The sequence below is a fragment of the Candidatus Dormiibacterota bacterium genome (assembly GCA_036495095.1).
In the GTDB taxonomy this organism is placed as follows: Bacteria; Chloroflexota; Dormibacteria; order Aeolococcales; family Aeolococcaceae; genus CF-96.
This window is the reverse complement of sequence record DASXNK010000132.1, coordinates 19,343-31,714: the sequence shown is the minus strand read 5'-3', so window position 1 is coordinate 31,714 and position 12,372 is coordinate 19,343. Positions and strand designations below refer to the sequence as shown.

Sequence of the window (12,372 nt, the reverse complement as noted above, 5' to 3'; positions counted from 1 at the left end):
CGCCGTCGCGGTCGGAGAGGGCCGCGCGGCGGATGTCGACGCCGGGGAAGCGCTGCACCAGCAGGGCGTGGAGGTGGGGCAGCGGCTCGTAGGCGAGGTGGTGGCCCCCGGGTGCGACCCGGACGATGTCGGCGAGGACGTCGCCGTGGTGGGCGCCGACGTCGATGCAGTCGGCGTCGGCGCGAAGGCTGAACGAGAGCAGGCGCCGGAGCAGGTCACCGTCGAGGTCGTTGCGCGCCTTGGCGGGGTCGTCCCGATCCAGCCGGCCCGGGACGAGCAGGTCGACGGCGCGATCACGCAGCCGGCGGAGGGAGGGGGCGGCCCCGCTGGCGACCGCCAGCCGCCGGACGGCGTCGCGCGCGGCCGTGGCTACGCCCCGGACACCGGCAGGCTGCGCACCAGCACCGACGGCGCACCCACGAAGCCGGGACCGAAGGTGAAGCGGAGGTCGGAGCCCACCGCCTCGACGGCGCCGAGAAGGTCGAGCAGGGTGCCGGCCACGGTCATCTCGCGGATCGGGGCGCCCCGAACCCCGCCCTCGACGGCGAAGCCGCCGATGCCGAGCGAGAACTCGCCGGTCACCGGGTTGACGGTGTGGAGGCCGTGCACGTCGGTGACCAGGATGCCGTCGCCCATCCGCGCCATCAGCTCCTCGGGGCCGGCGGTGCCGGGGAGCAGCACCAGGTTGGTGGGGCCGAGCTCGGGGGTGCTCCGGTAGGAGCCGCGGGCGGCGTTGCCGGTGGAGCGGGCGGTGCCGTCCCGGCGCGCCGTGTAGCTGTTGTGGAGGTAGGAGCGGAGCACCCCGTCGCCGATCACCTCGGTGCGCTGGGTGGGCACGCCCTCGGCGTCCCAGGGCCGGGAGGCGAGGCCCTCGCGGAGCCGGCCGTCGTCGACCAGGGTGACGCAGCTGGCCGCCACCGCCTCGCCGATCCGTCCGGCGAGCAGCGAGCGGCCCTTCTGCACCGCCTCGGCGGAGATGCTCGAGGCCAGGGTGCCGACCAGCGAGGCCGCCGCCCAGGGCTCGAAGATCACCGGGACGGTGCGGCTGGGGAGCCGGTCGGCGCCGAGCAGCCCGGCGGCGCGCTCCGCCGCCTCGCGGCCGCAGGCGGCGAGGTCCAGGGCGCTCGCGGAGCGGCCGTAGGTGAAGGACATCCCCGCCTGCATCTCCTCACCACGCTCGGCGATGGTCTCGACGTAGCCGTAGGCGACGGTGGCCTCGAAGGCGGCGGCGACCCCACGGGTGGTGTACAGCTCGTTGCGGCCGCGCTCGTCGGCGTAGACGGCGCCGCTGGCGCGCCGCACCTCGGGCACGGCGGTGGTGGCCAGCCGCTCCAGCTCGAGCGCCATCGCGACCCGCTCCTCGACCGAGAGCGCGTCGAAGTCGGCGGCGACGAGGTCGAGGTCGCCGTTGGGGACGGCGTCGGGCAGCCCGGCGTGCTCGTCGGGCTCGTTGACCCGGCAGGCGGCCAGCGCGGTGTCGACGAGCCGGCGCAGCCCCTCCTCGGAGAGGTCGGAGGTGTAGGCGAAGCCCATCCGCGAGTCGGCGAACACCCGGAGGCCGATCCCCCGCGACTCCGCCGAGGTCAACGACTCCACCTCGCCGCCGAACGCCTTCACCGTGAGCTCGGCGCCGTGGTGCACGTAGGCCTCGGCGTCGCCGGCGCCGCCGCTGACGGCGCCGTCGAGGATCCGCCCGGCGGCCTCGGCGAAGCGCAGACCCGGGGCGCCGCTCACAGCTGCACCCCGGCGACGCGGGTGCCGCCGACGGTCAGCTCGGAGATGCGCAGGTGGGGCTGGCCGACGCTCACCGGCACCGCCTGCCCCTCCTTGCCGCAGGTGCCGGGGGCGAGGCCGCAGTCGTCGGCGACCATGTCGACCTTGCGGAGCGCCGCCGGGCCGTTGCCGATGATGGTGGCGCCGCGCACCGGGCGGGTGATCCGCCCGTTCTCGATCAGGTAGCCCTCGGTGACCGCGAAGACGAAGTCGCCGGTGACCGTGTTCACCTGCCCGGAGCCGAGCCGCTTGGCGTAGAGGCCGTGCGGGGTCGAGGCGATCAGGTCCTCGACGGTGGACTCGCCGGGGAGGATGTAGGTGTTGGTCATCCGCGGCATCGGGATGTGCTGGTACGACTGCCGCCGGCCGTTGCCGGTGGAGGGGCGGCCGTCCTGGCGGGCGCGGAGCCGGTCGAACATGTACCCGGTGAGCACCCCCTCCTCGATGAGCACGTTGCGCTGGGTGGGGATGCCCTCGTCGTCGATCCGCAGGGTGCCCCAGGCCCCCTCCAGGGTGCCGTCGTCGACCGCGGTCACCAGCGGCGAGGCCACCAGCTGGCCCATCTGACCGGCGAACACCGAGGCCCGCTTCGCGATGTGGTCGGCCTCGAGCCCGTGGCCGCTGGCCTCGTGGAAGAGCACGCCGCCGAAGTCGTTGCCGATCACCACGGTCATCGTCCCCGACGGCGCCGGCTCGGCGTCGAGCAGCAGGGTGGCGCGGCGCGCCGCCTCGCGGGCGGCGTCGGTGAGGACCGGCTGGTCGAAGAGCTCGAAGCCGGTGGCGCGGCCGGGGGCCTCGTAGCCGCTCTGGACCTCGCCGCCGCGGGCCGCCACCGCCTGCACGAAGGCGCGCACCCGGGTGCGGCGATCGCGGGCGAGGGTGCCGTCGCTGTTGGCGACGATGATCGACTGGATGCCCTCGGCGTAGGTGGCGGTCACCTGGCGCACCGCGGCGCTCTCCTCGCGGGCGGCGGCGTCGGCGGCGCGGAGCAGCTCGACCTTGCGGCCCATGTCGACGCCGTCGGGGGGGATCGCCACCACCTGCTCGCCGACCCGGCGCTCGCGGAGGTCGATGGAGGCGCCGTCGGCCCCTCCCCTGGCCGCGGCGGCGGCGGTCTCCGCGGCGCGGAGCAGCCCGGCCTCGGTGAGCTCGTCGGTGTAGGCGAAGGCGGTGCTGAGCCCGCAGACGACGCGGATCCCGGCGCCCTGCTCGGTCCCCGCCTGGACCCGCTCGATGCGGCTGTCCTCCATGGCGATGGAGGTGCTCCGGCGCTGCTCGACGAAGACGTCCGCGAAGTCGCCGCCACGGCGCAGGGCGCGGTCGAGGGTGGTCCGCAGGACCGCGTCGTCGATCACCTGAGCTCCTCCGGGCGCGCCGAGCCGGTACCGGCTCACAGCTGCGCGCGCCCCCCCGACCGGATTCTACGGGAGCCTCACCCTGCCGCCGCCCGTGCGACCCACATGTGACCCCCGTCATCATCCCCGCCGATGGCCGTCGAGACCGCCGCCCCCGCCCCGCCCCGCCATGCCCGCAGGGCGCGCGAGGCGGCCGCCGGCCTCGGCGCGCTCGTCCTGCTGGCGGGCCTCGCGGGGCTCCTCTTCCTCCCCGCCTGGGGCGACCCCGCCCACCGGGTGATCGGCGGGCACGGCGACGCCGAGCAGTCGATGTGGTTCCTGCGCTGGCTGCCCTGGGCGCTGGCCCACGGCCACAACCCGCTGCTCACCGACCACATCGGCCACCCCGGGGGGGTGAACCTGATGTGGAACTCGTCCCAGCCGCTCACCGCCCTCGCCGCCTCGCCGCTCACCGCCGCCGCAGGCCCGGTGGTCGCCTACAACGCCATGGTCACCCTGGCGCTGGGGCTGAGCGGCTGGTGCGCGTACCTGGCGATCCGCCGGCTCGGGCCGGGCCGGGTGGCGGCGCTCGCCGGCGGCCTGCTCTACGGCTTCTCCCCGTACATGCTGGCCCACGCCCCGGGGCATCTCGACCTGGTCATGGTCCCGACCCCGCCGCTGCTGCTCATCCTCCTCCACGAGGTGGTGGTGCGGCGGCGCTGGCCGGCTCCGGTCGCCGGCGCCTCCATGGGGCTGCTCGCGACCGCCCAGCTCTTCGTCGCCGAGGAGCTGCTGGCCACGGAGGCGATCGCCGCGCTCGCGGTGCTGGGGGTGCTCGCGGTGCTCCACCGCGACCGCATCGGCGACACCCTGCCCCGCCTGCTGGTGGCCCTCGGCGCCGCCGCCGCGGTGTTCGCCGCGCTCGCCGACTGGGCGCTCGCGGTGCAGTTCCTGGGGCCCGGACGGCTGCGCGGGGTCGACGCCGTCCCCGGGGTGTACGAGACCGACCTGCTCAACCTGGTCCTCCCCGGCGACTCCCAGCGGCTCGCCCCCGGCCGGGCACTGGCGATCGCCCGCCACTTCACCGGCAACGGTTCGGAGCAGACCGGCTACCTGGGACTCCCCCTGCTCGCGGTGCTGGCGATCACGGTGGCGCGCCACCGTCGCGAGACCCTGGTGCGGGCGGCGGCGGGCGCCGGCGCGATCCTGGTGCTCCTCTCGCTGGGCCCGACCCTGCACATCGGCGGGCACCACACCCATCTGCCCCTGCCCGGGCTCGTCCTCGCCCACCTGCCGGTCCTCGAGAACCTCCTGCCCGGCCGGATCATGCTCTACGCCTTCCTCGCCGCCGCGGTGCTGCTCGCCGTCTTCCTCTCCGACCTGCGGCTGCGCGGGCCGGCGCGCCCCACCCTCGCGGCGGCGGCGCTGCTGACCGCGGTGGCCGTCACCCTGCTGCCGAGCACCCCCTTCCCCAGCGCGACGGTGTCGACGCCGGCCTTCTTCACCGGCGCGGGGGTGCGCCGGATCCCCGAGGGCGACGTGGTGCTGGTCGCGCCCTTCTCACGGCGGGCGGTGCCCACCGAGGCGATGGTCTGGCAGGCCCTCGGCGACATGCGCTTCCGGATGCCCGAGGGCTACTACCAGGGCCCGGGACCGGGCCGCACCCGCCTCTACGGCCCGGCGCCCTCGACGACCTCCGCGCTGATGGAACGGATCTGGGCGGAGGGCAGCGCCCCGCCGCTCGACCCCGACCTGCGCCGGCGGGTGGCCGCCGAGCTGCGCGCCTGGGGGGTTCGCGACGTCGTGGTCGGGCCGATGAGCCACGGCGACCTGATGACCGCGGTGATGACCTCGCTGCTCGGCCGGCCGCCGCAGGTCGGCGGCGAGGTCGCCCTCTGGCTGGCCATCGACGCGCCGCCCGGAGGCTAGGATTCCCCCGCGATGGAGGGTGTTCGCCGGTCGCGCCGGATCCGCGCCGGCGGTGGCGTCTTCGTCGTCTGCACCGCGCTCGCGGCGGCGTTCTCGGCGCGGGCCGGAGCCGCGCTGTCCTACGACGGCGGCTACTACCTCTACAACATCCTCCAGTGGCGGCAGCCCTTCACGCCCTACGACCGCCACGCCGCCCGCCTCGTCCAGTTCCCGGTGCTGGCTCTCGCCCACGTCACCGACGACCTGCGCTGGCTGCGCCTGGCGTTCTGCGTCGCCTACGCCGCGGTGCCGGTGGTGGTCGCGCTGCTCTGCTGGCTGCTGGTGCGCCGCCGCGCCCCCGACCTGATGGTCTGGGTGGCGCTCGGCCTGGGGCTGGTCGCCCTCCCCGGGGCGCTCTTCCAGGTGAGCGAGAGCATGATCGTCGCCCTGGTGAGCTGGCCGCTGCTGGTCGCGGTGCTGCTGGACCTCGAGACCGTCGCGGCGGTCGTCGGGGCCGGGGCCGCAGCCTTCGCCTTCTACGAGTCGGCGCTGTCGGCCGCGGCGTTCGCCCTCGTCGGGCTGGTCGCCCTGGCCCGAGCTCTGCGCAACCCCCGGAACCGGCTCCGCCTGCTCGCCTTCGGCGCCGGTCTGCTCGTCCTCATCCCGCTCCGGTATCGCGCCCTCCCCATCGACTACGCGGGATCCGCGCACACCGTCAGCGTCGAGGTGCTGAGCACGGTCTTCCGGTCGTCGGCGGCGTGGCGTCCGTTCATCGCGGTGGTCGCCACCTGGTTGGCCGGCGCCACGCTGCTGGCGAGCCGGTGGTGGCCCGGGCTCACCCGCACCCCGCGCCGGCGGCTGGTGATCGCGGGCCTGCAGATCGCCGGCGTCACCGTGGCCGGCGTGGTCCTGCTCACCTGGGCGCAGTCGCCCACCGGCTGGGCGGGGATGCTGGACTACCGCGACCTCGCCATGCTGTTCGAGTGCCCGCTGCTGCTGATGGCGGCCCTCGACGCGGCACCCGCCCGCACCCGGCCGGATCGCCCGCTGCGGTCCTGGCTGACGGCGGGGGCCGGCGTCGGCTTCGCCGTGGTGGTGATCAGCCTCAGCCTGGGCTGGCGGGGGCAGGTCGACGACCTCCGCGGCCGCCTGTCGGCGCAGAGCACCACCTGCGTCCCCCCCGAGCTGGTCGAGAGGTACGGGACCGCCACCGGGATGTGGGCGACGCCCTCACTGGCCATCGTCCTGCAGTCGCGCTCGCCGTCCCGGCTGGTGCTGAGCCCCGCGGACTGCGCCCTCCTCCACGCGACCCCGCCGGTGGTGCGGATCGCCCCCTGGGACACGACCACACCAGCGGCCGGCTGGTTCCGGTTCCCGGTCGTGCCCCAGGCGTCGCGACCTCAGGTGGTGCCGGACTCCCAGCTCGCCAGGTAGCGCTCCTGCTCGGGGGTCAGGGTGTCGATGGTCACGCCCATGCTCCTCAGCTTGAGGCGGGCGATCTCGCGATCGATGTCGTCGGGCACGTCGTACACGTCCGGAACCAGCGAGGCGTGGTTGCGGGCCACGAACTCGGCGCAGAGGGCCTGGTTGGCGAAGGACATGTCCATCACCGCCGCGGGGTGCCCCTCGGCGGCGGACAGGTTGACCAGCCGGCCCTCGGCGAGCACGTGCAGCACCCGGCCGTCGCCGAGCCGGTGGGCGGCGACGAACGGCCGGGGATGGGTCACCGCGGTCGACATGTCGTCGAGCGCCGCGAGGTTGATCTCGTCGTTGAAGTGGCCGCTGTTGGCGATGATCGCCCCGTCCTTCATCACCTCGAGGTGGCGGCGGTCGACCACGTTGAGGTCCCCGGTGACGGTCACGATCAGGTCGGCGGTGGGGGCCGCCTGCTCCAGGGTCATCACCCGGTAGCCGTCCATCACCGCCTCGAGGGCGCGCAGCGGGTTCACCTCGGTGACGATCACGTGGGCGCCGTGTCCGGAGGCCCGCATCGCCAGCCCGCGCCCGCACCACCCGTAGCCGCAGATCACGAAGGTCTTGCCGGCGAGCAGCAGGTTGGTGGCCCGGATGATGCCGTCGAGGGTGCTCTGTCCGGTGCCGTAGCGGTTGTCGAACATGTGCTTGGTGTCGGCCTCGTTGACCGCCACGATCGGGAAGCGCAGCGCCCCCGCCTTGGCCATGGCGCGGAGGCGGATCACCCCGGTGGTGGTCTCCTCGGTGCCGGCGAGGACCCCGGGGAGAAGGTCCTCCCGGTCCTTGTGGAGCTGGCTGACCAGGTCGGCGCCGTCGTCCATGGTGAGGTGGGGCTCGAGCTCGAGCACGGCGCGGATGTGGTCGTAGTAGCGCGCCGAGTCCTCGCCCTTGACCGCGAAGGTGGGGATGTCGTGCATCGCCACCAGCGCCGCCGCCACCGGGTCCTGGGTGGACAGCGGGTTGCTGGCGCAGAGCCGCACCTCGGCGCCACCGGCCTTGAGGGTGATGGCGAGGTTGGCGGTCTCGGTGGTGATGTGCAGGCAGCCGGCGATGCGGAGGCCGTCGAGGGGACGCTCGACCGCGAAGCGCTCGCGGATGAGCGCGAGCACCGGCATCTCCTTGGCAGCCCAGTCGATGAGCCGCTGGCCCTCCTGCGCCAGTGCCAGATCGGCGACGTCGTGGGCCATGGTGGTCATCGGATCCTCCTGAAGAACTTCACGCGCGACTAGAAGCGCACCAGCGCCACCCGGGGCAGGTCACCGAGGGCGCGCGCGCCGTCGAGGAACCCCAGCTCGATGAGGAAGGCAACCCCGACGATGACGCCGCCGAGCCGCTCGACCAGCTCCACCGTGGCCGCAGCGGTGCCGCCGGTGGCGAGCAGGTCGTCGACCACCAGCACCCGCTGTCCGGGCCGGATGGCGTCGGTGTGGATCTCGAGCACGCTCTCGCCGTACTCGAGGGTGTAGCTGACGCTGATCCGCTCGGAGGGCAGCTTCCCCGGCTTGCGCACCGGGACGAAACCGGCGCCGAGCTGGTAGGCGACCGCACCGCCGAGGATGAAGCCTCGCGACTCGACCCCGACCACCAGGTCGATCGACTGGCCGGCGTGCGCCTCCACCAGCCCGTCGATGGCCGCGCGGAACGCGGCGGCGTCGCCGAGCAGGGTGGTGACGTCCTTGAAGACGACCCCCTCGCGGGGGAAGTCCGGGACGTCGCGGATGACGGCACGGAGGCGGTCGGCGAGCTCGGCGGCACCCATCGAGGCCGGAGTCTACGCAAGCACCGCGACCACGGCGTCCCGGAACCGGGCGCCGATCACCTCCCAGTCGAGCTCCTCGTCGACCAGCCGGCGGGCCCGCAGCGCCATCCCCTCCGCCTCCTCCGGGCTCCGCAGCGCGGCGGCGACGGCGGCGGCGAAGCCCTCCGCGGACGCCGTCCAGAGGTGCTCGCCGGGGCGGGCGTCGACCCCGCGGGTGCCCAGCGGGGTGGACACGACGGGCAGGCCGGCGGCGAAGTACTCGACCAGCTTGAGGTTGGTGCCGGAGCCGCTGAGCATGGGGTTGAGGCCGAGGTCGGCGGTCCAGAGCAGGCTGCGCTTCAGCGCGTCGGGCAGCTCGCCGCAGAGCACCACGTTGCCGGGCAGCTTCTCGCCGTCGAGGGCCGCGCAGTGGCCACCCACCATCAGGAAGATCACCTCGGGCAGGCCGGCGGCGATCGCCACCACCCGGCGGGCGGCCTCGATGTTCGGCGGATGCCAGCTGCCCATGAAGAGCGCCGAGCCGGAGGGAGTGGCGCCCTCGAGGGTGCCGGCGATCGCCTCCAGCCAGCGCCGCCGCCGGCGCCGGCGGCGCTCGCCGCCGACGAAGGAGGTGGCGCCGCCGTCGACGCCGTTGGGCACCACCGCGAAGCGCGCGTCGCCGCCGTACTCCTCGCGCAGGGCGCGGGCGTCGTCCTCCGAGCAGGCCGCGACCAGGGCGGCGCCACGCACCACCGCGCCCTCGACCGCCCGGGTCTCCGCCAGCAGCCGCGCCCCGGTCTCGGTGGCGGGCAGCACCGCGGCCTTGAGCAGGAAGGCGGCGTCCTGGGCGTCGTGGATCACCGGCAGCCCCGCCGCCACCGCCGCCAGCGCGGGCTGCAGGTAGGGGTGCACCAGCACCGCCGCCCCGGCGCCGGCGGCGGCGGCGCGCAGCCGGTCGAGGTACTCCGGGGTGCGGGTGATCAGCGACGCGGCGACGATGTCGGTGACCGGCAGCCCCACCTCGGCGGCGATCTCCTGCTCGCGGGCCTCGTGCTCCGCCGACTTCGGGATCACCGTCTCGGTCAGCCCGGTGGCCAGCTCGATGCGGCGCATCGCCTCGCCGTGGGGCACCAGGCTGAGCAGCTCGACGTCGCAGGACCGGCCGAGCGCGGCGAGCAGCTGGAGGGCGCGCAGCTGGCCGCCGCCGCGGCGGGGGTGCACCGCGAAGGTGGAGAGCGCCACCACCCGGGGCCGGCCGGAGCGCGCCACCCCCACGGTGGGCTGCGGCGGCGGCGGGGCGAGCAGCCTCTCGACCACCGCCTCCCAGGACACCGCGCGGGCCCGCAGCCGTCCCGACGCGCCCATCCGCCGGGCCAGCGCGGGGGCGGCGCAGAGGCCGCTCAGCGCCTCGCCGAGCGCCTCGGCGGTGGCCGGCACCACCCGGCCGGTGAGGCCGTCCACGACCAGCTCGGTGGGGCCGCCGGAGTCGTCGCAGGTGACCACCGGCTTGGCGCAGGCCATCGCCTCGAGGGTGATCAGCCCGAGGTCCTCGTCGCGGGGCACGAAGGGCACCGCCAGGGCGTCGGCGTAGAGGTGGCGCAGCCGCCCGGGGTCAACCGGGCCGAGCAGGCGCACCCGCGGGTCGGGGGCGGCGAGGGCCCGGCAGCGCTCCAGGTCGGGGCCGCCGCCGGCGATCAGCAGCTCGACCCGCTGGGGCACGTGGCGCATCGCCTCGATCAGCAGGTCGATGCGCTTCGGCGGCTCGATCCGGCTGGCGGTGAACAGGTGGTCGAACCCCCCACACCGAGCCCCTCCCAGATCCGAGGGCGGGTGGACGACCTCGACGGCGGCGCCCGCCGGGAAGTAGTCGGGGCGGGCGGCGACGGTGCGCGAGATCGCCAGGTGGCGCCGCACCCCCTCGAAGGCGGCGCCGTCGAGGAAGTGGACGACCTCGCGGGCGAAGGGCCCGGGCAGGGCCAGGGCGGGGTGGTCGGCGCCGCGGCGCTGCACCGTCCCGGCGAGCCGGGCGATCAGCTCCAGCGCCGCCGCCCTGCCCCGGCGGCGGCGCATCAGCTGCTGCAGGCCGCCGAGCTCGGGGTCGAGCAGGTCGACACGCTCGGGCATCCCGGTGAGGTGATAGGTGTCGTAGAGGCCGCGCAGCCGGTGGAGCAGGTACACGGCGTGGTTGGGGTGGGCGACCATCCACGCCGGGTACTTGCCGGTCACCACCATGTCGAAGTGGCCGAGATCGAGGCGGGCGAAGGCGTCGTAGCCCGCCACCAGGCCGGCGAGGGTGTGCTCCCGCACCGGCAGCTTGATCAGCTCGGCGACGTGGCCGGGGCTCTCGTTGATCGCCCGGACGAGGCCGTTCCACACCCGCTCGGCGCCACCGGGGGTGAAGGGCACGGGGCTGGGGGCGACCACCGCGACCCTCATCCGCAGAGCCTCTCGACGCCGTCCATGATCTGCCGCATGGCGCGGTCCCAGGTGTACTCGGCGGCGGTCTCGCGGGCGCGCTCGCCCATCGCGTGGGCCAGCCCGGGGTCGTCGCGGAGCCGGGCCACCGCCTCGGCGACCGCCCGGCCGGTGGGCTCGACCACGAGGCCGTTGACGCCGTCCTCGACCGGCAGGCACACCCCGCCGCCGTCGCGGCAGACCACCACCGGGCGGCCCGCCGACATCGCCTCGATGACGGTGAGCCCGTAGTCCTCGAGGTGGGCGGGTGCGACCACGCAGAGGGCGCCGGCGTAGAGGCGGGCGAGCTCGGCATCGTCGACGTGGCCGAGGAAGGCGATGTTCCCCACCAGCGGGGAGGCCGCCGCCACCCCGTCGGGGAGGATCCCCCGGTTGAGCCACAGCTCGGCATCCCCCACCGCGTCGAGGTCGACCCCGGGCACGGTCAGCCGCCGGGCCAGGTCGATGGCGAAGCCCAGCCGGCCGCCGCCGCCCACCAGCCGCGCCCGGACCTCGGGGAGGTACGCCATCGCGTGCACGAACAGCTCCGCCCGCTTGGGGAACTCGTGGCGGGTCACGCACAGCACGTGCTCGCCGGCGCCGGCACCGCTCTGCGCCGCGGCGGCGAGCACGGACTCGTGGAGGCCGGTGCCGGCGAGGTAGACGCCGACGTTGTCCTCCAGCCCGTTGTAGTGGCGCAGCCGCTCGCGGACCACCTCGGACGCCGCCAGGAACAGGCTCACCTGGGCGAGATGGCGGTGGTCGACGCGGCGCACCACCGCGGCGGCGTGCCGCTGCAGCCGGGCGTCGGCGAACCCGGCGGCGATCCACACCTCGCAGAGGTCGTAGTAGAGCCGCTGGTGGTGGGAGAAGAGCGAGAGATGGCGGCGGTGGCCGGTGGCGAACGAGGGCGGCTGGGTGCTGACCAGCAGGTCGTACGCGCTCGCATCGATGCGCTGGAACGCCTCCATCGCGGCCATGTAGCGGACGAAGGCGGGCAGTCGCAGCCGCAGTGACCGCGGCACCGCGACGCCGTAGGGGACCGGGCTGGTGGCGTCCATCTCGACGCCGATCCAGTGCACCGAGTGCCCCCGCGACACCAGCTCGCGCTCGACCCGCGACATCACCTTCTCGAAACCCCCGACGACGCCGAAGTCGGGCTTGGCGATGGCGATGCGCATGCTCAGGGCTGGTGCGTGTCGACCCTGGCGCGCAGTGCGGCGAGCTCATCGGCGAGCGCCTGCTGCCGGCGCCCGCCCTCGTCGACGGCGCGGCGCAGCTCGGCCATCTCCCGGGTGAGCCGGTCGACGGAGTCCCCGAGGTCGCCGAGGTCGGCCTCGGCGGAGGCGAGCAGGCCCGGCACCGCGGCGAGACGCCGGTCCAGGGCGCGCAGCGCCTTCAGCACATTGTCGTTGTAGACCACCTGCTCCTTGGAGAAGAGGTGGGCGATGCGCAGCACCCCGCGCTTGAACAGCAGCATCCGCTCGGCCGCGGAGAGGTGGCTCCCCATGTGCGCGTGGGCGGCGGCCCGGCCGATGAACCCGGCGGCGGCGCCCGGCGGCGGCTCCGGCGGAGCCGCGGGAACCCCCGGGGAGGGAGGGTTGCCGAGGGCCCGGGAGGCGATCTCGTCCAGGTAGTCGAGGTCGGCGTCTGCGGTCACGTCGGCTGTGGCTGGCTGGGGCACGGGGGGCC

9 protein-coding genes are annotated in these 12,372 nt (G+C 75.1%); 2 read left to right on the top strand and 7 right to left on the bottom strand.

Annotated features, from left to right (window positions below; translation table 11 throughout):
* Positions 1-369: 369 nt before the first annotated feature.
* A complete protein-coding gene (locus VGL20_13830; GenBank protein HEY2704759.1) occupies positions 370-1,734 on the bottom strand; it encodes a TldD/PmbA family protein in 1,365 nt (454 codons plus the stop codon).
* Positions 1,731-3,128, bottom strand: coding sequence for a TldD/PmbA family protein (locus VGL20_13825; GenBank protein ID HEY2704758.1), 1,398 nt, complete (start codon positions 3,126-3,128; stop codon positions 1,731-1,733). The genes VGL20_13830 and VGL20_13825 overlap by 4 nt, the downstream gene beginning before the upstream one ends.
* A 132-nt stretch (positions 3,129-3,260) precedes the next feature.
* On the opposite strand from VGL20_13825, the gene VGL20_13820 reads away from it, so the two are divergent.
* Together VGL20_13820 and VGL20_13815 are read left to right on the top strand one after the other, a co-directional pair.
* The gene (locus tag VGL20_13820) at positions 3,261-5,036 is read left to right on the top strand and encodes a hypothetical protein (GenBank protein ID HEY2704757.1); all 1,776 of its coding nucleotides are present in this window, start codon (positions 3,261-3,263) and stop codon (positions 5,034-5,036) included.
* 12 nt (positions 5,037-5,048) lie between these two features.
* Positions 5,049-6,449: a hypothetical protein gene (locus VGL20_13815; protein ID HEY2704756.1), complete on the top strand. Its 1,401-nt coding sequence runs from the start codon at positions 5,049-5,051 to the stop codon at positions 6,447-6,449.
* Here the strand turns inward: VGL20_13815 and ahcY are convergent.
* From ahcY to VGL20_13790, 5 genes are read right to left on the bottom strand one after another with little or no spacing between them, the layout of a single operon-like run.
* Positions 6,416-7,675 carry an adenosylhomocysteinase gene (gene ahcY / locus VGL20_13810; protein HEY2704755.1) on the bottom strand — a complete coding sequence of 420 codons (1,260 nt, stop codon included), beginning with the start codon at positions 7,673-7,675 and terminating at the stop codon, positions 6,416-6,418. The genes VGL20_13815 and ahcY overlap by 34 nt on opposite strands.
* A gap of 38 nt (positions 7,676-7,713) precedes the next feature.
* On the bottom strand, positions 7,714-8,247 hold the full coding sequence (locus VGL20_13805) for an adenine phosphoribosyltransferase (protein ID HEY2704754.1): 534 nt from the start codon (positions 8,245-8,247) through the stop codon (positions 7,714-7,716).
* Positions 8,248-8,259: 12 nt separating this feature from the next.
* Positions 8,260-10,662 (bottom strand): glycosyltransferase, encoded by a 2,403-nt coding sequence (locus VGL20_13800; GenBank protein ID HEY2704753.1) that lies wholly within the window; start codon positions 10,660-10,662, stop codon positions 8,260-8,262.
* On the bottom strand, positions 10,659-11,861 hold the full coding sequence (locus VGL20_13795; protein ID HEY2704752.1) for a glycosyltransferase family 4 protein: 1,203 nt from the start codon (positions 11,859-11,861) through the stop codon (positions 10,659-10,661). The genes VGL20_13800 and VGL20_13795 overlap by 4 nt, the downstream gene beginning before the upstream one ends.
* A 2-nt stretch (positions 11,862-11,863) precedes the next feature.
* Positions 11,864-12,340, bottom strand: a complete 477-nt coding sequence (locus VGL20_13790; protein HEY2704751.1) for a hypothetical protein — start codon at positions 12,338-12,340, stop codon at positions 11,864-11,866.
* Positions 12,341-12,372 lie beyond the last annotated feature (32 nt).